Origin of the sequence: Mycobacterium ulcerans subsp. shinshuense (assembly GCF_002355775.1) — a bacterium.
Taxonomy (GTDB): domain Bacteria; phylum Actinomycetota; class Actinomycetes; order Mycobacteriales; family Mycobacteriaceae; genus Mycobacterium; species Mycobacterium marinum.
The window spans coordinates 3103926-3128868 of record NZ_AP017624.1; the positions used below are offsets into that span (position 1 = coordinate 3103926).

Genomic DNA, 24943 nt, shown 5'->3' on the forward strand with positions numbered 1-24943 from the left:
CAAGATTTCTGTAGTTTTCATGTGGGAGCGCGTCTTTGCGCGATCACCACCATACATAACTTCTACGCGACGCCAGTCGCTCGGTTACGGCGGATTGGGACCAGCCGTAACCTTGGCGCCAGCCCGGCATCCGCGAGGGCTTCCAGCGCCACGCGTTCGTCGTACATCGACTCGTCGGGGACCCCGAGCAAGACGCTGACTACACAGTCGCGGCACGCGGGCCCGCGGACCGCGCAGTCATCACAATCAATCACCACCGGATCGCCCGGTTCGGCCCCCGCACCGCTTTTGCTGTCGGTTCCGCTGGTGTGTGCCATTTGGGGTCGGTCCTCTCGGTAGTGTCTTGCGCTCACTGTCAACTGAGCCGAACGCTAACCGACGCCACCGACAGATCTGGTCCTGCCGAGATCCGGCAGCACTCCCTGACAGCCGGTGCGAGTGTCTGCGCGCGCCGCGTGGGAACCGGCGAATGTCGGTGCGAGTGCCTAACGTCACGGCCATGGGCGCGACGGGTGGAACTCAGCTGAGTCTCACCGGGCTCGATCCGGCCGCCTTTGCGGACATCGCCTTACCGGGCACCGACCTCACTGACCCGGCGGCCGCCCAGGCAGACGGCGTGTCGCTGCGCGAAACCACCTTCGTGGTCGTGGACCTGGAGACCACCGGCGGACGAGCGACGGGCACTGAAGCATCGCCGCCGGACGCCATCACCGAGATCGGGGCCGTCAAGGTACGTGGTGGCGTGATCCTGGGCGAATTCGCGACCCTGGTCGATCCGCAACGCAGCATCCCACCCCAGATCGTGCGATTGACCGGAATCACCACGGCCATGCTGTGTGATGCCCCGACGATCGACTCCGTCCTGCCGATGTTCTTCGAGTTCGTCGGCAACTCGGTCCTGGTCGCCCACAACGCCGGGTTCGATATCGGGTTCCTGCGGGCGGCCGCAGGGCGCTGCGACATCGCGTGGCCGGGATCGAAGGTGCTGTGCACGGTCCGGCTGGCTCGCCGAGTGCTCAGCCGCGAAGAAGCACCCAGCGTGCGGTTGGCTGCTTTGGCGCGCTTGTTTTCCGTCGCCACCCAACCCACACACCGCGCCCTCGACGACGCGCGCGCCACTGTCGAGGTGTTGCATGCCCTGATTGAGCGGGTGGGCAACCAGGGCGTGCATTCCTACGCCGAGCTGCGTGCATACCTACCGAGCGTGACGCCGGCACAGCGTCGCAAGCGAGTGCTCGCCGACCGGCTGCCGCACCGCCCGGGGATCTATCTGTTCCGAGGGCCATCGGGCGAAGTCCTCTATGTGGGCACCGCCGTCGACTTGCGCCGCCGGGTCAGTCAGTACTTCAACGGCGCCGATTCTCGGGGCCGGATGAAGGAGATGGTCGCCCTGGCCGACGCCGTCGACCATGTCGAGTGCGCACATGCCCTCGAGGCCGGAGTCCGTGAACTGCGGATGCTTGCCGCGCATGCACCGCCGTACAACCGTCGATCGAGGTTCCCGCACCGTTGGTGGTGGATGACGCTCACCGACGAGGCGTTTCCCCGCCTATCGGTAGTTCGTGCTCCCCGGCATGACCGCGTTGTCGGCCCGTTTCGGTCGCGCACCGACGCGACAGAAACGGCGGCCCTGCTGGCGCGCTTCACCGGTGTCAGAACCTGCACCAAGCGGCTGGCCCGCTCGGCACTGCATGGTCCGGCTTGCCCAGAGTTGGAGGTGTCGGCCTGCCCCGCCGCGCGCAACGTCACCGCCGAGGGGTACGCCGACGCGGCCAAGCGTGCGGCCGACTTGATCGAGGGAGTGGATAACACCGCACTGACCGCGGCCGTGCACCAAGTCAGCGACCTGGCCGAGCGGCACCGCTATGAGAGCGCGGCACGGCTGCGCGACCACATCGCCACAGCTGTCGAAGTGCTCTGGCGTGGCCAACGACTGCGCGCGCTGGTGGCCCTGCCCGAGCTGGTCGCGGCCGCTCCCGATGGCTGCGGCGGCTACCAGTTCGCGGTGATCCGCCACGGCCAGCTCGCAGCCGCCGGTAATTCCCGACGTGGGACACCGCCGATGCCGGTGGTCGACGCCCTCCACGCCGGAGCGCAAACGATCTTGCCGGCACCGGCGCCACTCGGCGGCGCGCTGGTAGAAGAGACCGCGCTGATTGCCCGCTGGCTGGCGACCCCGGGAGTGCGGATCGTGCGAGTCACCGGCGCTGAGCACACCGCCGACCGTGCGGAGTCCGCCGGCTGGACTTCGCCGCTGAGATCAGCCGGACCGTGGGCGGCATGGGCGGCTGCGGCGTGTTCGGCGCGGCTGGCCGCAGAGCAGGTTAGCCAAGGAAATCCGCGTGGTCGCCCGGATGGCGGCCGGCAATCAGACGTGCTGGCTGAACCGCACCCATCGCGCGAGCAATTGCTCGGCCGCACCGCTGTCGATAGCCACCGCGGCGCGTTGCAGCCCGTCCTGCCAGGCGGGCAGCCATTCAGCGCGGCTGGATAGCCCGGCATGAGCAACGATCGCACCAGCCGCATTGAGCACCACCGCGTCCCGGACAGGCCCGGCTGCACCGCCCAAGACAGCGCGCGCCTCGGCCGCGTTGGCCTGCGGGTCTCCGCCGAGTAGCTGGCTCAGTTCAGCACGCGCGAACCCGAAATCTCCCGGGTCGAAAGTCAACTTGTCGACCGTTCCCGCCTGGACACGCCAGATCGTGCTCGTCGTAGTCGTAGTCAGCTCGTCGAGCCCGTCGTCGCCGTGCACCACCAGCACACTGGACCCACGCGTGGCGAACACACCGGCCATGATCTCGGCGAGATCGGCGAAAGCACAGCCAATCAATCCGGCCCGCGGCCGCGCCGGATTAGTCAGCGGGCCAAGGAGATTGAACACGGTGGGCACCCCGATTTCACGGCGAACCACCGATGCTTGCCGATAGGACGGATGAAACTGCGGCGCGAAACAGAACCCGATCCCGATCTCGTTGAGGCTGCGCGCGACCTGATCGGGCCCCAGGTCTATGCGCACCCCAAGGGCCTCCAGGGTGTCCGCGCCGCCGGCCAACGACGAGGCGGCTCGGTTGCCATGCTTGACCACCGGCACACCCGCGGCGGCGACCACGATGGACGCCATAGTGGACAGGTTCACCGTGTTGACCCCGTCCCCACCGGTGCCGACGATGTCGACGGTGTCGTCGCGGATCAAGTCGGCCGGCATCGGACGCGCGTAGGCGAGCATCACGTCGGCCAGCTCGCCGACCTCGCCCGCGGTGGGAACCTTCATCTTCATGGCGACGGCGAAAGCGGCGACCTGGGCGGGCCGCGCGTTGCCGCTCATGATCTGCTCCATGGCCCAGCCCGCCTGACCCGGCTCCAAATGCTTGCCCTCCGTTAGCCGGCCGAGCAGCTGCGGCCACGAGGACGTCGGTATGGGTGCGGCCGCCGAGTGGTCGGCCGCGGATGAAGCTTCGGATGACAGCACCACGCGCCCGATAGTCCCATGCGTCCGACTACCTCCTATCGCCCGCCCACCGGTTGGCCGCGACCGGCGCAAACGCAGCGCCGACGCGACTCGCGGAAGCGAATTTCAGCCCCGGGTAGAGTTCGACAACTACAAAGCGTCATACTTGCGGATGTGACGAGTGCTGTAGGGACCTCGGGTACTGCCATCACGTCGCGCGTGCATTCGCTGAACCGACCCAACATGGTCAGTGTCGGCACCATAGTGTGGCTTTCCAGCGAGCTGATGTTCTTTGCTGGGTTGTTCGCTATGTACTTCACCGCGCGCTCGCAAGCCGGCGGGAAGTGGCCGCCACCGCCCACGGAGCTGAATCTCTATCAGGCCGTGCCGGTGACGTTGGTGCTAATCGCGTCGTCGTTCACCTGCCAGATGGGGGTGTTCGCGGCCGAGCGCGGCGACGTGTTTGGGCTACGCCGCTGGTATGTGATCACCTTCCTGATGGGTCTGTTCTTTGTCCTGGGCCAGGGCTACGAGTACTACCACCTGGTGACTCATGGGACGACCATCCCCGGCAGCGCCTACGGAAGCGTGTTCTATCTGGCCACTGGCTTCCACGGGCTACACGTCACGGGCGGTCTGATCGCGTTCATATTCCTGCTGGTGCGGACCGGGATGAGTAAGTTCACCCCGGCCCAGGCAACCGCCAGCATCGTCGTCTCCTACTACTGGCACTTCGTCGACATCGTGTGGATCGCGCTGTTCACCGTGATCTATTTCATTCGATAACAGCTGGCAGCCCCCAAACAGGCACGATCAGGAAACGAACAGGAGAGCTCAGTTGAAGAAACTGGGATTCACCCGATCCGGTGGCAGTGAGCCGGTTGCCCGGCGACTCGTCGGGGCGCTGCGCGGCCCGCGTAGTCACCGATCAGAACAGCGAACTATTCGCGCACGACGGCGTCTTCATCGCCGGTTATCGGGTGGGCTGCTGCTGTTGATAGCCCTGACCATCGCTGGCGGCGTGGCGGCCGTACTCACACCCGCCCCGCAGGTAGCCGTCGCCGACGAGTCTTCCGCCGCACTGCTTCGCACCGGCAAGCAGTTGTTCGACACCTCATGTGTGTCTTGCCACGGCGCCAACCTGCAAGGCGTGCCCGACCACGGCCCCAGCTTGATCGGAGTCGGCGAGGCCGCCGTCTACTTCCAGGTATCGACGGGCCGGATGCCAGCCATGCGCGGCGAAGCGCAGGCACAGCGCAAAGAGCCGATTTTCGATGAGGCACAAACCGACGCTCTTGGCGCGTTCGTGCAAGCCAACGGCGGTGGCCCCACCGTGGTGCGCAACCCCAACGGCAGCCTCGCGATGAAGTCGCTGCGCGGAGATGATCTGGGCCGCGGCGGTGATCTGTTCCGCCTCAACTGCACCTCCTGCCACAACTTCACGGGCAAGGGCGGGGCGCTGTCCTCCGGCAAGTTCGCGCCGGATCTGGGGCCCGCCAACGAGCAGCAGATCCTCACCGCGATGCTGACGGGTCCGCAGAACATGCCGAAGTTCTCCGACCGTCAGCTGTCATTCGACGCGAAGAAGGACATCATCGCCTACGTTCGCAACGCCGCCGAGGAGCGGCAGCCCGGCGGCTACGGACTCGGTGGATTCGGTCCCGCACCTGAGGGCATGGCGATATGGATCATCGGTATGGTCGCCGCCATTGGGCTGGCACTGTGGATTGGGGCGCGATCATGAGCGACGGCTCAACGGAAACCGGCGTCTCGCGCGAGCCCGACGAGGCCGCGCTGGCCGAAATGTCCCAGCAAGAACTGCTGGAGCTGGGCGGCAGCATCGACGGCGTGCGCATCGCCCACAAGGAACCTCGCTGGCCGGTAGAGGGCACCAAGGCGGAGAAGCGCGCGGAGCGCGGCGTGGCCCTCTGGCTTTTGCTGGGTGGGTTCTTCGGCCTGGCGCTGCTGCTGGTCTTCCTCTTCTGGCCGTGGGAGTACAAGCCGAGCGGAGACAAGGGCAACCTGCTCTACTCCCTTGCCACCCCGCTGTACGGGTTGACCTTCGGGATGTCCGTACTGGCGATCGCGATCGGCGCGGTGCTTTTCCAGAAACGCTTTATCCCCGAAGAGATCACCATCCAAGATCGCCATGACGGCGCCTCCCGCGAGGTAGACCGCAAGACGGTGGTGGCCAACCTCGCCGACACCTTCGAAGCCTCCACGATCGGACGGCGCAAGATGGTCGGCGCGTCGTTGGGCGTGGGTCTGGGCGCGTTCGGGCTCGGCACCTTGGTTGCGTTTGCCGGCGGCCTCATCAAGAACCCGTGGAAGCCGGTGGTCCCCACCGCTGACGGCAAGAAGGCCGTGCTGTGGACCTCGGGCTGGACCCCGCGTTTCCACGGCGAGACGATCTATCTGGCGCGAGCCACCGGACTCGGTGACGGGCCTCCGTACACCAAGATGCGCCCCGAGGACTTGGACGCCGGCGGGATGGAGACGGTGTTTCCCTGGCGGGAGTCCGACGGCGACGGCACCACCGTGGAATCCCACGAAAAGCTGCAGCGGATCTCAATGGGCGTCCGCAACCCCGTGATGCTGATTCGGATCAAGCCCACCGACATGCACCGCGTGGTGAAGCGCCAAGGCCAAGAAAGCTTCAACTTCGGAGAACTCTTCGCCTTCACCAAGGTCTGCTCTCACCTGGGCTGCCCGTCTTCGCTGTATGAGCAGCAGTCCTACCGAATTCTGTGCCCGTGTCACCAATCCCAGTTCGACGCGCTGCATTTCGCCAAGCCGATATTCGGCCCGGCCGCGCGTGCGCTGGCGCAGTTGCCTATCACAATCGACACCGAGGGATATTTGGTCGCCAACGGCGACTTCATCGAACCCGTTGGACCGGCATTCTGGGAGCGCACAACATCATGAGCCCGAAACTCAGTCCGCCGAAGATCGGTGATGTCCTAGCCCGCCAGGCCGAGGACATTGATACGCGCTACCACCCCGCTGCAGCGCTGCGCAGACAGTTCAACAAAGTCTTCCCGACGCACTGGTCGTTCCTGCTCGGCGAGGTCGCGCTGTACAGCTTCATCGTGCTGCTGATCACCGGCGTGTACCTGACGCTGTTCTTCGATCCGTCCATGATGGACGTCACCTACAACGGCGTCTACCAGCCGTTGCGCGGCGTGGAGATGTCGAAGGCCTACGCGTCGGCACTCGACATCTCCTTCGAGGTGCGTGGCGGCTTGTTCGTCCGCCAGGTACACCACTGGGCGGCACTGATGTTCGCCGCGGCGATCATGGTGCACTTGGCACGTATTTTCTTCACGGGCGCATTCCGGCGGCCACGTGAGGCCAACTGGATCATCGGTTCGTTGCTGCTGATCCTGGCCATGTTCGAGGGATACTTCGGCTACTCACTGCCTGACGACTTGCTCTCCGGCATCGGTTTGCGGGCCGCGCTCTCCTCGATCACGCTGGGGATGCCGGTGATCGGCACCTGGCTGCACTGGGCGTTGTTCGGCGGCGATTTCCCCTGCGGTGGTGTGGGCGACGACTGCACCGCGGCGGGCTACATCATCCCGCGCATGTACTCCCTGCACATCCTGTTGCTGCCGGGAATCATCCTGGCGCTGATCGGGATGCACATGGCCTTGGTGTGGTTCCAGAAGCACACCCAGTTCCCCGGCCCGGGCCGCACCGAGCACAACGTCGTCGGTGTCCGAGTGATGCCCGTGTTCGCGGTCAAGTCTGGTGCGTTCTTCGCGGCCATCACCGGTGTGCTGGGTTTGATGGGCGGTCTGCTGCAGATCAACCCGATCTGGAATCTGGGCCCCTACAAGCCGGCCCACGTCTCGGCAGGGTCGCAGCCCGACTTCTACATGATGTGGACCGAAGGCCTGGCCCGTATCTGGCCGCCATGGGAGTTCTACTTCTGGCACCACACCATTCCGGCACCGGTGTGGGTCGCTCTGATCATGGGTCTCATTTTCATGCTCCTGATCGTCTACCCCTTCCTGGAGAAGCGGTTTACCGGCGACTACGCGCACCACAACCTGCTGCAGCGGCCGCGTGACGCTCCGGTTCGTACCGCAGTCGGAGCGATGGCGATCTCGTTCTACATGCTGCTCACGCTGGCGGCGATGAACGACATCATCGCGCTGAAGTTCCACATCTCGTTGAACGCAACGACGTGGATCGGACGTATCGGCATGGTGATTCTTCCGCCGTTCGTCTACTTCATCAGCTACCGGTGGTCCATCGGACTGCAGCGCAGCGACCGTGAGGTGCTCGAGCACGGTATTGAGACCGGCATCATCAAGCGGCTGCCGCACGGTGCCTACATCGAACTGCACCAGCCGCTCGGTCCGGTCGACGAGCATGGTCATCCGCTTCCGCTGGACTACCAGGGCGCTCCATTGCCCAAGCGAATGAACAAGCTGGGCTCGGCGGGATCGCCGGGTAGCGGTAGCTTCCTGACCGCCGATCCGGCATCGGAGGACGCGGCACTGCGCGAGGCGGGTCACGCCGCCGAACACCGTGCTCTGACAGCGTTGCGCGAATACCAGGACAGCCTCAACGAGACGTCCAACGGCGAGGGCGATCACTAGCCTCGACGGGTAGCAACCACTGGCCAGGCCCGGTTCCCCAAGCGGAGTCACCTCGACCCGCTTTCGGGAGCCGGGCTATTGGCGTCTTTGGGCCCTGCTACTTGGTTCTATGGCGTCGCGCTAGGTGGCCGTTGGGGCGGCGCCAAGTGGGTTTCCCAATAAACCCACAGAACCGATTGAACCCAATGACCCCATCATGGCCACCGGCACTCGCTGGCCCGGACCGCGAGTAGGCCATCCGCCAACCATCGCTCGTCCGTGGGAAATTCGTGCCCTCAGCCGGTCCCCGACTGCGCTACACCAGCACCGGTCGAGATAGCCAACACCTCTCCCCTCCCCCACCCAGCATCCGAGGCATCTCAGGCGTCTGAACCACGACAGCCATAGGGGCGAACGCCGGGGCAGTCGCCGGCTGGTGCCTGACCGAGACCTATCCGGCCGAGATCTATTTGACCGAGACGCGACGCAACTGGCGCACGTAGAACCACTCGATCGCCGGCATTCCTGCGGTCACGATCCCAGCCAGCCCGTAGGCGACCCAGGACGCACCGTCGTGACCGACCGCCATCAGATTGGTCGCTGCGCCAACGGCAATCAAAGCAATCCCTATCGTCCCGACCAGGGCCACGGTGCCACGCAACCAAACGCGGTCCACCGCCTCGCTAGACCACTCCGTGCCCTCCGAGCGCCCATTTGCGTGATCCCGACGCGCGCTACGGTCGGCGGCTCGCATCGTGGCGTTGGCCGTCCGCAACGGCTGCCCGCCCGTTCTACGCAATGGCACCGAGGTCACCAGCGGTCCAGTCTCGGCCATCCGTCGCGCCCGCAACAGCATCGGGACCGCCCCGACGATGATCAATGCCGAGACGACGATGACCGCGTACAACACCCAACTGCTGTGCGAGTCCTTCGATATCTTCTGTACGCCCCGGCCAAGATCGGCCAACGCGACCACGGCGGCCACACCTACGCCCACCAGCGCCAGCCAGACCGCCGCACACGCCCCGATGAGAATTCGGTCGACGACTTCGGGAGCGACAACGCCTTCCGGTCCACGCCGGTACGCGGAGTATTTACCGAGCATCAGCAGCTCGTCTGCGGTGCGTCGTTGCTGTTGGACGACAGCACCGTCCCGTCACTGGTGGTGATCGAGCAGTTGAGCCTGCTCACCCGGAACAGGCTGGAGGCCTCCACAGAGCCCACATCGGACTGCGAAATCGGAGTGACGGTCATCGACCAGGGGATATACACGTTGTGCTGGGTCCTTCGCCGGCCTGAAGCGTCCACATAAGTCACCGAAATGATGTCACCGGGTGCCTTGGTACCGGTCACCGAATAGGTAACTTGCCGCGGCCCCGCAGGAGTCGTCGTGGTGGGGGGCGGCGCAGCCGCCGGTGTCGTCGGAGTAGTAGCCGCCGGTGGCGGCGCCGCAGAGGTCTCCGGAGGCGGAGGCGGCGGGGGTGGAGGTGTCACCGTCACTGTCTGCGTCTCCGTCGCTGTCGGAATCTCGGTACTAGGCGGTGGCGGCGGAGGAGCCGGAGGGGGCGGCGGCTTGGTCGTCGTGATTTCGTCCTGTACCGGCGGTACCGATGACGTGGTTGCGGGATTGGCGAGCTTCGTGGAATCGGTGCGCGTCACCAGCAGCGACACCGATGCCACCAGCGCTATGGCGGCCATTATCGCCGCCACCCCAACCACCCAGGGCCAGCGTGGCGTGCTTGGCTCATCCTCTTCGTCGAGCGAGTCGTCGTAGCCGTCATAGTCGTAAAGACTGAGATCTGCCGGCAGGTAGGCCCCGCTGATGAATTGCTCGGACTCCGGCGCCGAATAGGCCCGTGAATACGCTTCCGATTCCTGCGCGGGGTCTACCGGCTCAATCTGGCCGCTCTCGCTGACGGGTTCGAGTTCGCCGCCTGCAAGAGCGTCGTCTGGCTCATCGTCGGTGTCGCCAAAGGGTTCCAGTTCAGCGCTGGAATCGCCAGCTGGGTCGGGTTCGTCAGGTTCCCATCCCGGCGGATTCGGCCCGCTCATGTTTGCCTACCCTGTCCAAACTGACTCACCAAGGCGCGGTGCTCCGCAGCTGCATCTGTGCACGCCCGCTCGGTGCATTCTCACTGTGCATCAAAACCCTACCCAACCGGGTAGCTCACAGAAGTCTTGGCTAACTGGCCACTGATCAACTGATGCTCTGCTTGTGACCTTCCCGGCTCGAATCAGTGCTTCTCAGGACCCACGTAGTACTCGAAGACCAGACCGGCCGCCGATCCCAGGATGAACACCACGCCGGCGACGATCAGCCACGGAAGCCACAATGCGATGCCGGTCGCGGCCACCGAACCGGACAAAGCCACCATGATCGGCCACCAGCTGTGCGGGCTGAAGAAACCCAATTCCCCTGCCCCATCGCTGATTTCAGCGCCCTCGTAGTCCTCAGGCCGGGTATCGAGCCGGCGAGCCACGAAGCGGAAGAAGGTGGCCACGATCAAGGCCATACCACCGGTCAGCGCCAGCGCCGTGGTGCCGGCCCACTCGACCCCACCGGTAGCGAATATGGAGGTCACGACACCGTACAGCACCGCCGTGACGACGAAGAACGCGGCAACGAACTCAAACAGCCTGGCTTCAATGTGCATTGAGTGTCCTAACCTACGGGCATCGGGGCCTGTTGGCCGCGCCGGGTCTCGAAGGGGTGGGTGGTAATCGCCAGCGGTGGCTGGTTGATCGCCTGCAGCGCCTCGGCATTGGTCTTTCCGGCAATACGCTGCTGCAAGTAGGCCTTGAAATCGTTAGCGGCCACAACGCGGACTTCGAAATTCATCATCGAGTGGTAGGTGCCACACATTTCGGCGCAGTGCCCGACGAACGCTCCGGTCTTGGTGATCTGCTCGACCTGGAACCTGTTGACCGAATTATTGGCGGCCGGGTTGGGCATCACGTCGCGCTTGAACAGGAATTCCGGCACCCAGAAAGCGTGGATCACGTCGGCCGAGTTGAGCTGGAATTCGATCCGCTTGCCGGCGGGCAACACCAGAACCGGAATCTCGGACGTGGTTCCCAGCGTTTCGACCTTGTCGAAGTTCAGGTAGGTGCGGTCCTCGGTGTTACGTCCGGCCACCGGCCCGACCAGTTCCTCGCCGTGCTCGTCCTTGCCTTCCGGCTTGGATTCCATGGCACGCTTACGCGCCTCATCGGCACCGTCGTAGGTCAGGGTGTGGTCGTGGAAGTCGACCTTTTGGTAGCCGAACTTCCAGTTCCACTGGAACGCCGTGACGTCGACAACAACCTCGGGGTCATCGGCCAGGTGCAGCATCTTTTCCTGCACCACAACGGTGAAGTAGAACAGCACCGAGATGATGAGGAACGGCGTGACCGTGAGAACCAGCTCCAGCGGCATGTTGTAGCCGAACTGGCGCGGGAAGTCGGTGTCGGTCTTCTTCTTCCGGTGGAAGGTGGCCGACCAGAAGATCAGGCCCCACACAATGACACCGACCACCAGGGAGGCGATCACCGCGCCGATCCACAGCTCCCGGTTGACGTGTGCCTCCGGTGTGATGCCCTCAGGCCAGCCCAGGGCCAGCGCTTCAGACCAGCTGCAACCGCTCAGGGTGACGGCCAGCAAACCCAGCGCGCCGGCCAGCCCCGCTAGCCGAGCGATCCGCCGCGCAGCACCGCTGCGACCAACGGAATTGCTCTGAGAATTGCACGGCGACAAGCTTTGCGAACGACCTGGCTCGCGAGGTGTCACGTTGCGCCTCCTGTATCACAAGCTGGGCCGACCGGTGCTGGACGCCGCGTCTGGCGGAATTCGTCGGCTCACTCGGATTCGAATACTACGCAGCGTAGACCACGCCGCTCGCGCGGGCGACGATGCGGGCCAAAACTCGTCCGGCGCGCTGTGCTCCAACCGGGTCGAAACCTGTGTTTGCCACGGTGGACGCGCATGGGCGCGGCGAGTGGCCGACGCCACCGGCCCCGGCGCGCGGCACCGGTGGCCGAGCGAGGACTCCACGCGAGACCGCCCGCGTGGGTGCGCGTCGGGCACCGCGAATGGGCGGCAACCATCCGGGCCCGCCACCCGCAGATGGCGACCCGCCGGGCTCGACCCCCACAAGCTTCGCCAATTGCGGCATACTGGGGCGCCGTGTGTGGACTGCTGGCCTTCGTTGCGGCCCCGGCCGGCGCTGCCGAGACGCAAGGCGCCGATACTCAACTCGCCCAGGCCGACCAAGCCGCGCTGGCCGCGCGAGCCGACAGCGCAATCGCGGGCGCGTCGCACCTGATGCGCCACCGCGGCCCCGACGAGCCCGGCACCTGGGCAGACCCCGATGCCGACGGTTCGGTGGTCTTCGGATTCAACCGGTTGTCCATCATCGACATCGAGCATTCGCACCAACCGCTGCGATGGGGGCCACCCGAAGCTCCTGACCGCTATGTCTTGGTGTTCAACGGCGAGATCTACAACTACCTCGAACTACGCGAGCAACTGCGTGCCGAGCACGGCGCCACCTTCGCCACCGATGGTGATGGTGAGGCCATCGTCGCCGGTTACCACCACTGGGGTGCCGACGTGCTGCGGCGACTCCGCGGCATGTTCGCCTTCGCGCTGTGGGACACGGTCACCCGCGAACTGTTCTGTGCCCGCGATCCGTTCGGCATCAAACCGCTGTTCATGGCGACCGGACCGGGCGGCACCGCGCTGGCTAGTGAGAAGAAGTGTCTACTGGGCCTGGTCGACTTGGTGGGATTCGACACTGAAATCGACCACCGGGCGCTACAGCACTACACAGTCCTGCAGTACGTCCCCGAACCCGAGACACTGCATCGCGGAGTCCGACGGCTCGAATCGGGCTGCTACGCGCGCATCCGGCCCGAGTGCAACCCCGTAGTCACCCGTTACTTTGTGCCGCGGTTTGCCGCCACACCGATCACCAGCGCCACCGAGCGGGCGCGCTACGACGAGATCACCGCGGTGCTAGAGGACTCGGTGGCCAAACACATGCGCGCCGACGTCACTGTCGGTTCGTTTCTGTCAGGCGGGATCGACTCCACGGCCATCGCGGCGCTGGCCATCCGGAACAATCCGCGGCTGATCACCTTTACCACCGGCTTCGAACGCGAGGGTTTTTCCGAGCTCGACGTGGCGGTGGCCTCGGCCGAAGCCATCGGCGCCCGCCACATCGCCAAGGTGGTCAGCGCGGAGGAATTTGTGGCCGCGTTGCCCGAAATTGTCTGGTATCTCGACGAGCCGGTCGCCGACCCGGCGCTGGTACCACTGTTCTTCGTGGCCCGCGAGGCCCGCAAGCACGTCAAGGTGGTGCTCTCCGGGGAGGGCGCCGACGAGCTGTTTGGCGGATACACGATCTACCGCGAGCCGCTCTCGCTGAAACCCTTCGACTATCTACCCCGACCGCTGCGACGGTCGATGGGTAAGGTCTCCAAACCCCTGCCCGAGGGTATGCGCGGAAAAAGCCTGCTCCATCGCGGCTCGCTGGCGCTCGAGGAGCGCTACTACGGCAACGCCCGAAGCTTCTCCGACGCCCAACTGCAAGACGTGCTGCCCGGATTCCGGCCGCAGTGGACACACACCGATGTGACCGCTGCGGTCTACGCCGGGTCAGCGGGCTGGGACCCGGTAGCCAGAATGCAGCACATCGATCTGTTCACTTGGCTACGCGGCGACATTCTGGTGAAGGCCGACAAGATGACGATGGCCAATTCGCTCGAACTGCGGGTGCCATTCCTGGATCCCGAGGTGTTCGCCGTCGCCGCCCGATTGCCGCTGCAGGCCAAAATCACCCGCACCACCACCAAGTACGCGCTACGGCGCGCATTGGAGCCGATTGTCCCGGCACATGTGCTGCACCGACCCAAGCTCGGGTTCCCAGTCCCGATCCGGCACTGGTTGCGCGCCGGCGAACTGTTGGAGTGGGCCTATGCGATGGTGGCCACGTCGCAGGCGGGTCACCTGATCGACCTGGCAGCGGTCAACCGGATGCTCGACGAGCACCGCACCGGCGCCAGCGATCACAGCCGCCGGCTGTGGACCCTGCTGATCTTCATGCTGTGGCACGCGATCTTCATCGAGCGCAGCATCACACCACAGATCAGCGAGCCCCAGTATCCGGTCGAGCTCTAGTTCCTCGCGGCGCTAAGCCAGGACAGCAGTGATCTCGTTGGCGGCGTCGTCACCGTAGGCCTCGGCCAGCCGGGCGGTCGCGACCTGGCGGTCCCACTGCCATTCCTGGGTGCCGGTGGATTCCAGCACCAGAACGGCCACCAGCGAACCCAACTGCGCGGCGCGCTCCAGGTTCAAACCCGCGCTGCGGCCGGTCAAGAAGCCCGCGCGGAACGCGTCACCGACGCCGGTGGGGTCGGTCTGGCTGGTTTCGGGGACGACGCCAACGTGAATGCTGGTGCCGTCGGGCTCCACCAGATCCACGCCCTTGGGGCCCAGTGTCGTCACTCGCAAGCCGATCTGGGCCATCACGTCGGCCTCGGACCAGCCGGTCTTGGACAACAGCAGGTCCCACTCGTAGTCGTTGGTGAACAAATAGGTGGCACCGTTGATGAGCCGTTTGATCTCATCGCCCGACAGCCGTGCCAGCTGCTGCGAGGGGTCGGCGGCGAATGCCAGTCCTAGCTGGCGGCATTCCTCCGTGTGCAAGAACATCGCCTCGGGGTCGTTGGCGCCAACAATCACCAGCTCCGGGGTACCGACGGCCGATACCACGTCGGCGAGCTTGATGTTGCGCGCCTCAGACATGGCGCCCGGGTAGAAGGACGCGATCTGCGCCATGTCGACATCGGTGGTGCAGGTAAATCGGGCCGTGTGCGCGGTCTGCGAGATCAGCACATGGTCGCAGTTGACGCCGTGGGCTTTGAGCCAATCGCGATAATCGGCGAAGTCGGCGCCTGCGGCGCCGACCAGCGCCACGTCACCTCCGAGCACACCGATGGCAAAAGCCATATTTCCGGCCACCCCGCCGCGGTGCACGACAAGGTCGTCGGCGAGGAAGCTGAGTGACACCTTGTGCAGATGCTCGGGCAGCAGCTGTTCGGAAAAATGGCCTGGGAACCGCATCAGATGGTCGGTCGCAATCGAACCGGTTACCGCAATCGTCACAAAATCTCCGTCCTATTCGCGCGAGGTCGTCTAGCCTCTCACAATTATCGGCGTCGGGACCCGCCCCGTCGCGTCGAAAGCCGTCGGCAAGTATTGCGCTAGCCTGCCTAGGGAGCTCATCGGCTTTGCCGGAATCCCGCGCTGGCGGCAGCCCCGCCGGTCGTCCCGTCCACCACCGTAGGAGAACCACGATGGCCGGTCCGCACCCGTCGAACCCCGCCGTCAGCACGGAGGGGCCGATGCCATACCCGGAGAACGGGCCCAACGAGCCCCTTGAGTACCCCCATGATCTGGGCGGCGCCGAACCGGCATTCGGTGTTCCGCCAGCCGATGGCCCGCCGCGACTGCCGGTTAGCTACCCAGGCCTGCCCCCGGCGCCGGGCGGATACCGGAATCGACGTCCCAAACGGCTGCTGATCGGCACGTTGCTGGCGCTGGCGCTGGTGGGTGCGCTCACCGCGACGATTGTCTACGGGGTTCGCACCAACGGGACCAACAGCAGCGGCACGTTGTCCGAAGGCGCAGCCAAGACCGCGATTCAGGGCTACCTGAACGCCCTCGAACACCGCGACGTTGATGTCATCGTCCGTAACGCCTTGTGCGGGATCTACAACGGGGTCAAGGACAAGCGCTCCGATCAGGCGCTGGCCAAACTCAGCAGTGACGCCTTTCGCAAGCAGTTCTCCCAGGCCGACGTGACGTCGATCGACAAGATCGTCTATTGGTCGCAGTATCAGGCACAGGTGCTGTTCACGATGCAGGTGACGCCGGCCACCGGTGGCCCGCCCAAGGGCCAGGTACAAGGCATCGCACAGCTGCTCTTTCAGCGTGGCCAGATCATGGTGTGCTCGTGCGTGCTGCGCACTGCCGGGCAGTACTGACCGGGCCGCAGCGGCGGCCCGGTCAGGTGCGACTAGCTGCTCAGTTAAAGGAATCCCCGCAGGCGCAGGACCCGGTGGCGTTGGGGTTGTCGATGGTGAAGCCCTGCTTCTCGATGGTGTCCACGAAGTCGATCAACGCACCTTCGACGTAGGGCGAGCTCATCCGGTCCACCGTCAAGGTCACGCCACCGAACTCCGCGGTCAGGTCGCCGTCGAGGGCCCGATCATCGAAGAAAAGGTTGTAGCGCAAGCCCGCGCACCCGCCCGGCTGCACCGCGATCCGCAGCGACAGGTCGACACGCCCCTCCTGGTCGAGCAGGGATTTTGCCTTGGCGGCGGCAGCCTCGGTCAGGATTACGCCGTGGGTCTTTGCGTCCGACTCGTTCTGCACGGTCATTGCTTCTCCTACATGCTTCGTCGTTGGGTGGGCCCGCCCGGCTGAAATCCAACCGGGGTCTGCCACAGGGGGAAGCCCAGTCCTATTAACGGTACCCCGCAGGTCCCCGATTCCCGAGTCGTGCGGCAACCTCAGATGACAAACCCATCAGCTGGTTCGCCGCGTCAGCCAGTGCCAGGCGTACCGAACCCGCATAGTCGGCGATGGACAACGCGGACATGATCCCGGCCAGGCGGATCGTGGATTTGTCCAGGTCCACCTGTCCCGCCAGCACGATCACCGGAATGCCCAGCGGCCGCGCCGCGGCAGCAATCTCACCGACCACCTTTCCGTGCAGCGATTGTTCGTCAAACCGCCCCTCCCCGGTGACGATGAGCTCGGCGTCGGCGAGGTCGTCGGCAAGATGCGTGAGCTCAGCGATGATCGCGGCTCCGGACTCGCATCGACCCCGCAGTGCAAGTAGCCCCGCCCCGATTCCTCCGGCGGCCCCGGCCCCTGGCTCGGCACTGACCGCGCGTCCGGCCGCCGCGTCCAGCTCAACCGCCCATGCCGCCAGGCGCCCCTCCAGCACGCTGATGGTGGCCGCGTCAGCACCCTTCTGCGGCGAGAACACCCTTGCCGAACCCCACGGGCCCAACAGCGGGTACTCGGCGTCAGAGGCGGCAATCAGCTCTATTCCGGCCAGCCGATCACGGGCCGCATCCAGGCCGCCGAGCTCGGTAATCATGCCGTGGCCACCGTCGGTGCACGCGCTGCCGCCCAACCCCACCACGATGCGCCGTGCTCCCGCGGCCAGCGCCGCATCAATGAGCTGGCCCACTCCGCGGCTGTGGGCCGCCAACGCGGTTTCGGGCGACGGCGGACCACCCAGCAACGAGAGACCACAGGCTTGAGCGCATTCCAGGTAGGCGGTCGCCGAAGATCGCTCAAACACCCACTCCGCACTGACCGCGGTGTCCAGGGGCCCGGACACCTGCAGCTTCCGGACGCCACCCAGCCGGCTGCGCAGCACATCGATGAACCCCGGACCACCGTCGGATTGTGGGGCCACGATAAAGGAGTCATTGGGTCGTGAGCGGGTCCAGCCGGTGGCAATGACCGCCGCGGCTTCAACAGCCGACAGGCTTTCGCCATAGCAGTCCGGGGCCACCAGGACCCGCATCGCGGGCAGCTGGATCCGGCCGGGCCCGAGGCCATCGGCGGCAGCATCCGAGGCGAGGGAGCCGTTCATCACAAGCAAGAGTAGGGCCAACCGCTACACCGGCGCTGGGTAACACCGGCACAATTCCGGGGACTGGGCTCTCGCGAAGTAACCTGTCGGTTGTGAAGCTGCTGGGCCGCAAGAAAGACCATGACGAAGGCGCCGACATTTCGGCCGCATCCGACCACGCCGACGAGTCGGCGGCGAACTCCGGGGATACCTCATCATCGGCAACTTCTCGCGGACCGAAGACGACCGGCCCCAAGGGTCGGCCCACACCGAAACGCAACGACGCCACGCGATCCAAGAAGGGCCCGGTCGTTCCGGCGCCTATGACCAGCGCAGAGGCGCGGGCCCGGCGTAAGAAGCTGGCCCGGCCCAAACTCAGTCGCGAGGAGCGCAAGGCGGAAAAGGCGGCCGGCCGGGCCCGGATGGCCGAACGCCGGGAGCGCATGATGGCCGGCGACAAGGCATACCTGTTGCCCCGCGATCAAGGGCCGGTACGCCGGTACGTCCGCGATGTGGTGGATGCCCGGCGCAACCTGCTCGGTCTGTTCATGCCGTCTGCGCTGGCGCTGCTCTTCGCCATGTTCGCCGTCCCGCAGCTGCAGCTTTACATGTCGCCGGCAATGCTGGTGCTGATGGCGCTGATGACCATTGACGGCATCATTTTGGCCCGCAAAGTCAGCAACCTGGTCGACGTCAAGTTCCCGAACAACACCGAAGGCCGTTGGAAGCTGGGCCTGTACGCGGCCGGCCGCGCGTCTCAAATGCGCAGGATGCGGGCGCCCCGGCCCAAGGTCGAGCGCGGCGCCAGTGTCGATTAGTACTTACCGGAAAGCTGTTTGACCACATCATGCGCACACTGGTTCTCGGTGGGATCAGGTCGGGCAAGTCCCGCTGGGCAGAGGAGACCATTGCGGACTCGCTTACGCCCGAACAGCCGGTCCGTTATCTGGCCTCCGGACCGGCCACCGACTCCGACTCAGCCGCATCGCAGGACTGGGATCAGCGCGTCGCCAGGCACCGCGATCGCCGGCCCGGACACTGGTCAACGATCGAAACTGACGACATCACGACCCAATTGCGGCAAGTGCCGGACACGCCCACTCTCGTCGACGATCTCGGTACGTGGTTGACCAGCGCCATGGACAGCCACCGCGCCTGGGAGGGCGGCTCCCCACCGGCCGCCCTGCAAGACACCATCGACGACATGCTGGCCGCCGTCGGCGAATTCGGATCGACGCTGGTCCTGGTCAGCCCGGAAGTGGGGCTGACCGTGGTGCCGGCGACCGCATCCGGGCGCCGGTTCGCCGACGAGTTGGGCACCCTCAACCAGCGAATGGCGGCACTGTGTGACCGCGTGGTGCTGGTGGTGGCCGGCCAATCCGTCCCGATCAAACCGTCGCGCGCATGATCGGGTTCGCACCGATCTCAGCACCCGACGCCCTCGCCGAGGCGGCAGCGCGGGCTCGCCAGGACGCGCTGACCAAGCCGCGGGGTGCGCTGGGGCGGCTCGAGGACCTGTCTGCGTGGGTCGCCTCGTGCCAGGGCCAGTGCCCGCCGCGGCAGTTCCAGCGCGCCCGCGTGGTGGTATTCGCCGGTGACCACGGTGTCACCCGGTCCGGGGTGTCGGCCTATCCCCCAGATGTCACCGCCCAGATGGTCGCCAATATCGACGGTGGCGGAGCCGCCATCAACGCGCTTGCCGACGTCGCGGGCGCCACGGTACGGGTGGTGGATCTGGCTGTCGACGCGGAAGCGCTCTCGGAGCAGATCGGCGCCCACAAGGTGCGGCGCGGCAGTGGTGATATCGCTACCGAGGACGCATTGACCGACGACCAGACCGCCGCCGCGATCGCGGCCGGTCAGCAGATCGCCGATGCCGAGGTCGACGCTGGCGCCGACCTGCTGATCGCCGGTGACATGGGAATCGGTAACACCACCCCGGCCGCGGTCCTGGTGGCGGCGCTGACCAACACCGAGCCGGTTGCCGTGGTCGGCTTCGGAACCGGAGTCGACGATGCGACCTGGTCACGCAAGACCGCGGCGGTACGCGATGCGCTGTTTCGGTCCGCGCGAGTGTTGCCTGACCCCGTCGCGTTGCTGCGCTGCTGCGGCGGCGCGGACCTGGCCGCCATGGCGGGCTTCTGCGCGCAGGCCGCGGTCCGGCGTACCCCGCTGCTGCTCGACGGCATGGCAGTCACCGCGGCAGCGCTGGTCGCCGAACGCCTGGCCCCCGGCGCCCGGCAATGGTGGCAAGCCGGCCACCGCTCCACCGAACCCGGCCATCAGCTGGCACTGACGGCGCTGGCGCTGGACCCAGTGGTGGATCTGCGAATGCGGTTGGGCGAAGGCACCGGCGCCACCGTTGCCCTACCGGTGCTGCGCGCCGCCGTGGCAGCGCTGTCATCGATGGCGACCTTCGCCGAAGCCGGGGTGTCCACGGCGTGCGACGACGCCGGCGCCACCGAGCCACCTGAATCGTGATTCGTTCGCTGGCAACAGCTCTCTCCTTTGGCACGGTCATACCCGTCCCTGCCTCGGTCGCCGCACCGATGGGGCGCGGGGCGATGACGGCACTGCCGGTTGTCGGCGTCGTGCTGGGCGGACTTGCCGCCGGCGTCACGTGGTCCGCATCGCTGGTGTTCGGCCCGGTCAGCCCGCTGCCCGGACTGCTCGCGGTGGCGGTGCTACTGCTGGCCACCCGCGGTCTGCACATCGACGCCGTCGCCGACACGGCTGACGGGCTCGGCTGCTACGGGCCACCACAACGGGCCTTGGCCGTCATGCGCGACGGTTCGACCGGACCGTTCGGGGTGGCCGCGGTCGTGTTGGTCATTGCCGTGCAGGGGTCGGCGTTTTCGACACTGAGCGCGGCAGGCAGCCGCGGAATCGCGGGCATCGCCGTGGCGGTCTTTGCCGGCCGGGTCACCGCGGTACTGGGCTGCCGGCGGTCGGTACCGGCGGCCGCGGGCAGTAGCTTGGGCTCTCGGGTCGCCGGCACCCAGCCCATATCGGTGCTGGTGGCGTGGCTTGCTGTGCTGCTGTTCGCTTCGCTGGCCGCGGCTCCGCGGCCATGGCAGGGCCCTGCCGCGGTGGTGGCCGCGGTCTGCGCCGGCACCCTGCTGATCAGGCATTGTGTCCGACGGTTCGGCGGCATCACCGGCGACGTGCTGGGTTGCGCGATTGAGCTAGCCACCACGGTGACTGCCGTGGTGTTGGCGGCTCTGGTACGTTTGTAGAAGCTGAAAACGCTAGATTGGTGCCAAGTTGGGTTGGTCAGATTCCGACCAACCAGCATTTTTTTGAGCCGGTCCGCAGGACTAATGGAGATTCCTCCGATCGGTGGACACGGGATTGCACCGGCAATATCTGATTAATGTCCGATTAGTGGACCCTATTTTGGATCACGCGGACGTAAAGTCTCTTGACATGACCGCATCACGGCTGGTCGGCTCGAACCCCAGAACCCCGTTCGGACGACTGGTAACCCAGGGTAGCTTCTACTCGGCAGGGATGCAGATGGGCAGCGGCGCCGTGGTTCTGCCGGTCATTTGTGCGCATCAGGGACTTACTTGGGTGGCCGGGCTGTTGTTTCCGGCATTCAGCATCGGCGCGATTCTGGGCAACTCGGTCTCCCCGTTGATTTTGCAGCGCTTCGGCCAGTACCGGCACTTGCTGATGGCCGCGATATCGGCGAGTGCCGCAACCCTGATCCTGGCCAACGCCGCAGTTCCCTGGACCGGCGCGCTGGTCGCCGCGGTTTTCTTCGTGACCGCGACCGCCAGCGGTGTCGTCGCCGGGGTTTCCGGTGTCGCCTACACCGACATGATCTCCAACAAGTTGTCCGTGTTGCGCCGCGGCGAGCTACTGCTCACCCAAGGGGCCTTCGGATCGCTGTTGGCCACCGGCGTCACGTTGGTGATTGTGCCGAGACTGGCCCACGGTGACGAGATGGCGCGCTACCACGATCTGCTCTGGCTGGGTGCCGCGAGCATGATTGTCGCCGGCGTTGCGGCGCTGTTCGTCGGTCCGATGCGGTCAGCGTCCAGCGCACCCACCGTCCGGTTGCCGCTGCGCGATATCTACCGTCAGGGCTTCGAGATCGCCCGCCGCGAGCTATGGTTCCGTCGGTATGCGAGCACCTATCTGTTGTTCGCTCCCATCAGCCTGGGTACCACGTTCTTCAGCCTGCGCGCCGCCCAGTCGAGCGGCAGCCTGCACGTCCTGGTGATCCTTTCGAGCATCGCGTTGGTTATCGGTTCGCTGCTGCGGCAGCCTGCACGTCCTGGTGATCCTTTCGAGCATCGCGTTGGTTATCGGTTCGCTGCTGTGGCGAGCGGTGAACCGCCGGTTCGGCGTGCGCGGCATGCTGTTGGGTAGCTCACTGTTCAGCATCGCCGCCGCGTTGGTGTGCATCGTCGCCGAGCTGTGCGGCCAGTGGACCCAGATGTGGGCATACGGCACGGCGTTCCTCCTGGCGACCGTCGCCGCCCAAACCGTGGTCGCGGCCTCCATTTCGTGGATCAGCATGTTTGCTCCCGAACAACACCGCGCGACGCTGATCTGCTTTGGAGCGACCTTGGCCGCGGTGGTGTCCACGCTGCTGGGAGCCGTACTGGGTGAACTCGCGCAGCGGCACGCAACCATCGGCCCAGTCCTCGTCTCGCTGACCTTGGCCATCATCGCCGCCGTCGCCAGCCTGCGCGCCCCGGGACTAAGCCAAACGATCGAAGCGCAGAGTCAGCTCGTCGAGAAGGCCCCGATGCGCCGGCTGAGTCGGGCCAGGCGGGGTGCACACCGCTTGGTCACCGGCACCGCTCCGGGGCTGGGTCTGGCACTGACCCGCCACACGGCGGCAGACCGCCGCGGCCGGTACCCAAGCCTGCGCCGGGCACATCGCCGGCCCGCGCCATCCCCGATCCGGCCGGGCTGCCACGCCAGCGCGCACCGGCCCGAGCCCGGCAACCTCGCAACAGTTCTAACTTAGCCGCGACATCCAGCCGTGGGTGTCGGCAAAAGTACCCCGCTGGATCCCGGTCAACGTGTCACGCAACGCCATCGTCACCTCGCCAGGTTGACCGTCGGCGATGGTGAACTCGCCGTCGCCGTACTTCACCCGCGAGACCGGGGTGATCACGGCTGCGGTACCGCACGCGAAAACCTCGGTGATCTCGCCTGCCGCCGCCTTCTTCTGCCACTCGGCGATGTCGATCTTGCGCTCCTCCACCGCGAATCCGGCGTCAAGCGCCAACTGCAGCAACGAATCCCGGGTGATGCCGCGCAGCAGCGAGCCGGATAGCTCTGGGGTTACCAGTCTGGCCGACCCCCCCTTGCCGAGCACGAAGAAGATGTTCATCCCACCCATCTCCTCGACGTAGCGCCGTTCCACGGAATCCAGCCACACCACCTGGTCGCAACCGTTCTCGGTGGCTTCGGCCTGAGCCAGCAGCGACGCGGCGTAGTTGCCGCCGAACTTGGCGGCGCCGGTTCCTCCGGGGCAAGCACGCACGTAGTCGGTCGACACCCAGACACTAACCGGATTGATACCGCCCTTGAAGTACGCGCCGGCCGGCGAGGCGATCAACAGGTACCGGTACTGCTTGGCCGGGCGCACCCCGAGTCCCGGCTCGGTGGCGATGATGAATGGCCGCAGGTAGAGCGCCTCCTCGCCACCGGCCGGCGGCACCCAGACGTTATCGACGGCGATGAGTTGGGTCAGCGATTCGATGAACAGCTCTTCGGGCAGCTCGGGAATCGCCATCCGCCGGGCCGAGGAGCGCAAGCGCGCCGCATTGGCCCAGGCCCGAAACGACACAATCGAGCCGTCCGCCCAGCGATAGGCCTTGAGACCTTCGAAAACTTCCTGCGCGTAGTGCAACACGATCGCCGACGGGTCCAACTCGATCGGGCCGTAGCCGATGACCCGCGGATTGTGCCAGCCCACACCCTCGTCGAAATCGATCGACACCATGTGGTCGGTGTGATAGCGGCCGAAGCCGGGGTCAGCCAGAATTGATACGCGCTCAGCCTCGGTGGCCGGAGTTGTCGCGCGCGTCACGGTGAACTGTTGGGACCCCCTGGTCATGGCCACGATTGTATATCGCTGTGCCAACTGGTTTTTGCCACGTGATTGGGCGCCCTACCGCGTCTTGGCCTCGACGAAGGGCGGACGCACCACTTCGCACTCGACGGCACGGCCTCGCACGTCGACGGTGATTTGCTGGCCGTCTTCCACACCCGCGTCGGTGTCAATCAGCGCAAGCGCGATACCGATCTGCAAGGTTGGCGAGAATGTCCCCGATGTGGTGACCCCGACCGGGGTGGAGCCGTTGAGCACCGTCAGGCCCGGACGCAACACACCGCGGCCGACCATACGCAACCCCCGGAGCAAGCGGCGCGGGCCGGCCGCTTTCTCCGCCAACAACGCTTCCCGGCCAAAGAACGCGTCCTTCTTCCAGCCGATCGCCCACCCACATCGGGCCTGCAACGGCGAAATGTCGAGCGACAGTTCATGCCCGTGCAGGGGGTAGCCCATTTCGGTGCGCAGCGTGTCGCGCGCGCCCAGGCCGGCCGGCTCGCCGCCCACTTCGGCAACGGCGGCCGCCAGGGCGTCGAAGACCACGCCGGCGGACTCCCACGGCGGTAGCAGCTCATAGCCGTGCTCGCCGGTGTACCCGGTGCGGCAGACCCGAACCGATACCCCGTTGTACGACGAGTCGGCATAGCCCATGTAATCCATCTCAGTGGGCAGGCCGAGCGCGGCCAGCACCTCGGTCGAACGCGGCCCCTGCACCGCCAGCACCGCGTAGGAGCGATGCAGGTCGGTGATGGTCAAACCGCTCGGCGCCGCCGCCTGCAAGGCTGCGACCACCGCGGCGGTGTTGGCGGCGTTGGGCACCAGGAAGATTTCGTCGTCGGCAACGTAGTAGGCGATCAAGTCGTCAATCACGCCACCGGATTCGTTGCAGCACAAGGTGTATTGCGCCTTGCCCGGCCCGATGCGGCGTAGGTCGTTGGTAAGCGCGGAGTTGACGAACTCCGCCGCACCCGGCCCGCGAACCAGTGCCTTACCGAGGTGGCTGACGTCGAACAAGCCGGCGGCGTTGCGGGTGGCATTGTGCTCGCTGACCGTCCCGGCGTAGGACACCGGCATCAGCCAGCCGCCGAATTCGGCGAAGCTTGCGCCCAGCGCGCGGTGGCGGTCTTCCAACGGTCCCTGCATCAACTCTGGCGCGTCACTCACGGCGTCTCACCCTAATCGGTCCGGCTGCTGGCACACT

At 65.9% G+C, this 24943-nt stretch carries 23 protein-coding genes and 1 pseudogene; 13 read left to right on the top strand and 11 right to left on the bottom strand.

The window, feature by feature from the left end; genetic code table 11:
- Positions 1–62: 62 nt before the first annotated feature.
- Positions 63–317 (bottom strand): hypothetical protein, encoded by a 255-nt coding sequence (locus tag SHTP_RS13935; RefSeq protein ID WP_096370911.1) that lies wholly within the window; start codon positions 315–317, stop codon positions 63–65.
- Between the two features lie 182 nt (positions 318–499).
- Here SHTP_RS13935 and SHTP_RS13940 point away from each other — a divergent pair.
- Positions 500–2431, top strand: a pseudogene (locus SHTP_RS13940) (DEDD exonuclease domain-containing protein); the annotation flags it as partial.
- On the opposite strand, the gene trpD reads toward SHTP_RS13940, so the two are convergent.
- A complete protein-coding gene (gene trpD / locus SHTP_RS13945; RefSeq protein ID WP_012394897.1) occupies positions 2369–3472 on the bottom strand; it encodes an anthranilate phosphoribosyltransferase in 1104 nt (367 codons plus the stop codon). The pseudogene SHTP_RS13940 and the gene trpD sit on opposite strands and share 63 nt — an antisense overlap.
- 150 nt (positions 3473–3622) lie before the next feature.
- On the opposite strand from trpD, the gene ctaE reads away from it, so the two are divergent.
- The 4 genes from ctaE (at position 3623) to qcrB (ending at position 8055) form a co-directional block, all read left to right on the top strand.
- The gene (ctaE, locus tag SHTP_RS13950; protein ID WP_011741302.1) at positions 3623–4234 is read left to right on the top strand and encodes an aa3-type cytochrome oxidase subunit III; all 612 of its coding nucleotides are present in this window, start codon (positions 3623–3625) and stop codon (positions 4232–4234) included.
- A gap of 118 nt (positions 4235–4352) precedes the next feature.
- Positions 4353–5192 (top strand): cytochrome bc1 complex diheme cytochrome c subunit, encoded by an 840-nt coding sequence (gene qcrC, locus SHTP_RS13955; protein ID WP_096372468.1) that lies wholly within the window; start codon positions 4353–4355, stop codon positions 5190–5192.
- Positions 5189–6373: a cytochrome bc1 complex Rieske iron-sulfur subunit gene (qcrA, locus tag SHTP_RS13960; RefSeq protein WP_096372469.1), complete on the top strand. Its 1185-nt coding sequence runs from the start codon at positions 5189–5191 to the stop codon at positions 6371–6373. The genes qcrC and qcrA overlap by 4 nt, the downstream gene beginning before the upstream one ends.
- Positions 6370–8055 (top strand): cytochrome bc1 complex cytochrome b subunit, encoded by a 1686-nt coding sequence (gene qcrB / locus SHTP_RS13965; protein WP_096370912.1) that lies wholly within the window; start codon positions 6370–6372, stop codon positions 8053–8055. The genes qcrA and qcrB overlap by 4 nt, the downstream gene beginning before the upstream one ends.
- Before the next feature lie 445 nt (positions 8056–8500).
- On the opposite strand, the gene SHTP_RS13970 is transcribed toward qcrB, so the two are convergent.
- From SHTP_RS13970 to ctaC, 4 genes are all read right to left on the bottom strand, one after another.
- Entirely contained in the window at positions 8501–9139 is a 639-nt protein-coding gene (locus tag SHTP_RS13970) for a DUF2561 family protein (protein WP_020725630.1), read from the bottom strand.
- On the bottom strand, positions 9139–10086 hold the full coding sequence (locus SHTP_RS13975; protein WP_096370913.1) for an MmpS family transport accessory protein: 948 nt from the start codon (positions 10084–10086) through the stop codon (positions 9139–9141). Before SHTP_RS13975 ends, SHTP_RS13970 begins: the two co-directional genes overlap by 1 nt.
- Before the next feature lie 182 nt (positions 10087–10268).
- The gene (locus tag SHTP_RS13980) at positions 10269–10688 is read right to left on the bottom strand and encodes a cytochrome c oxidase subunit 4 (protein ID WP_011741308.1); all 420 of its coding nucleotides are present in this window, start codon (positions 10686–10688) and stop codon (positions 10269–10271) included.
- 8 nt (positions 10689–10696) lie between these two features.
- Positions 10697–11800 carry an aa3-type cytochrome oxidase subunit II gene (gene ctaC / locus SHTP_RS13985; protein ID WP_012394902.1) on the bottom strand — a complete coding sequence of 368 codons (1104 nt, stop codon included), beginning with the start codon at positions 11798–11800 and terminating at the stop codon, positions 10697–10699.
- Positions 11801–12196: 396 nt separating this feature from the next.
- On the opposite strand from ctaC, the gene asnB reads away from it, so the two are divergent.
- Entirely contained in the window at positions 12197–14191 is a 1995-nt protein-coding gene (gene asnB / locus SHTP_RS13990) for an asparagine synthase (glutamine-hydrolyzing) (RefSeq protein WP_197706248.1), read from the top strand.
- Positions 14192–14203: 12 nt separating this feature from the next.
- On the opposite strand, the gene SHTP_RS13995 is transcribed toward asnB, so the two are convergent.
- Positions 14204–15178 (bottom strand): carbohydrate kinase family protein, encoded by a 975-nt coding sequence (locus tag SHTP_RS13995; RefSeq protein ID WP_096370915.1) that lies wholly within the window; start codon positions 15176–15178, stop codon positions 14204–14206.
- A gap of 191 nt (positions 15179–15369) precedes the next feature.
- Here SHTP_RS13995 and SHTP_RS14000 point away from each other — a divergent pair, with 191 nt between their 5' ends.
- Positions 15370–16059: an Rv0361 family membrane protein gene (locus tag SHTP_RS14000; protein ID WP_096370916.1), complete on the top strand. Its 690-nt coding sequence runs from the start codon at positions 15370–15372 to the stop codon at positions 16057–16059.
- 40 nt (positions 16060–16099) lie between these two features.
- Here SHTP_RS14000 and SHTP_RS14005 read toward each other — a convergent pair whose 3' ends face one another.
- The gene (locus SHTP_RS14005; protein WP_096370917.1) at positions 16100–16456 is read right to left on the bottom strand and encodes an iron-sulfur cluster assembly accessory protein; all 357 of its coding nucleotides are present in this window, start codon (positions 16454–16456) and stop codon (positions 16100–16102) included.
- 85 nt (positions 16457–16541) lie between these two features.
- The gene (locus SHTP_RS14010) at positions 16542–17618 is read right to left on the bottom strand and encodes a glycerate kinase family protein (protein ID WP_085979909.1); all 1077 of its coding nucleotides are present in this window, start codon (positions 17616–17618) and stop codon (positions 16542–16544) included.
- Positions 17619–17824: 206 nt separating this feature from the next.
- Between SHTP_RS14010 and SHTP_RS14015 the strand changes: the two genes are divergently transcribed.
- The 6 genes from SHTP_RS14015 (at position 17825) to SHTP_RS29005 (ending at position 22650) form a co-directional block, all read left to right on the top strand.
- Positions 17825–18484 (top strand): DUF3043 domain-containing protein, encoded by a 660-nt coding sequence (locus SHTP_RS14015; RefSeq protein WP_420866693.1) that lies wholly within the window; start codon positions 17825–17827, stop codon positions 18482–18484.
- Between the two features lie 29 nt (positions 18485–18513).
- Entirely contained in the window at positions 18514–19074 is a 561-nt protein-coding gene (locus SHTP_RS14020) for a bifunctional adenosylcobinamide kinase/adenosylcobinamide-phosphate guanylyltransferase (protein ID WP_096370919.1), read from the top strand.
- Complete coding sequence (gene cobT, locus SHTP_RS14025) at positions 19071–20147, top strand: nicotinate-nucleotide--dimethylbenzimidazole phosphoribosyltransferase (protein ID WP_012394910.1); 1077 nt, start codon at positions 19071–19073, stop codon at positions 20145–20147. The genes SHTP_RS14020 and cobT overlap by 4 nt, the downstream gene beginning before the upstream one ends.
- Positions 20144–20902 carry an adenosylcobinamide-GDP ribazoletransferase gene (locus SHTP_RS14030; protein WP_011741318.1) on the top strand — a complete coding sequence of 253 codons (759 nt, stop codon included), beginning with the start codon at positions 20144–20146 and terminating at the stop codon, positions 20900–20902. Before cobT ends, SHTP_RS14030 begins: the two co-directional genes overlap by 4 nt.
- Before the next feature lie 190 nt (positions 20903–21092).
- Positions 21093–22043, top strand: a complete 951-nt coding sequence (locus SHTP_RS29000; protein WP_231991459.1) for a hypothetical protein — start codon at positions 21093–21095, stop codon at positions 22041–22043.
- On the top strand, positions 22003–22650 hold the full coding sequence (locus tag SHTP_RS29005) for a hypothetical protein (protein WP_231991638.1): 648 nt from the start codon (positions 22003–22005) through the stop codon (positions 22648–22650). Before SHTP_RS29000 ends, SHTP_RS29005 begins: the two co-directional genes overlap by 41 nt.
- Here SHTP_RS29005 and SHTP_RS14040 read toward each other — a convergent pair.
- Together SHTP_RS14040 and gcvT are read right to left on the bottom strand one after the other, a co-directional pair.
- A complete protein-coding gene (locus SHTP_RS14040; protein ID WP_096370920.1) occupies positions 22642–23748 on the bottom strand; it encodes a branched-chain amino acid aminotransferase in 1107 nt (368 codons plus the stop codon). The two genes, SHTP_RS29005 and SHTP_RS14040, sit on opposite strands and share 9 nt — an antisense overlap.
- 54 nt (positions 23749–23802) lie before the next feature.
- A complete protein-coding gene (gcvT, locus tag SHTP_RS14045) occupies positions 23803–24906 on the bottom strand; it encodes a glycine cleavage system aminomethyltransferase GcvT (RefSeq protein WP_012394913.1) in 1104 nt (367 codons plus the stop codon).
- Positions 24907–24943: the final 37 nt, after the last annotated feature.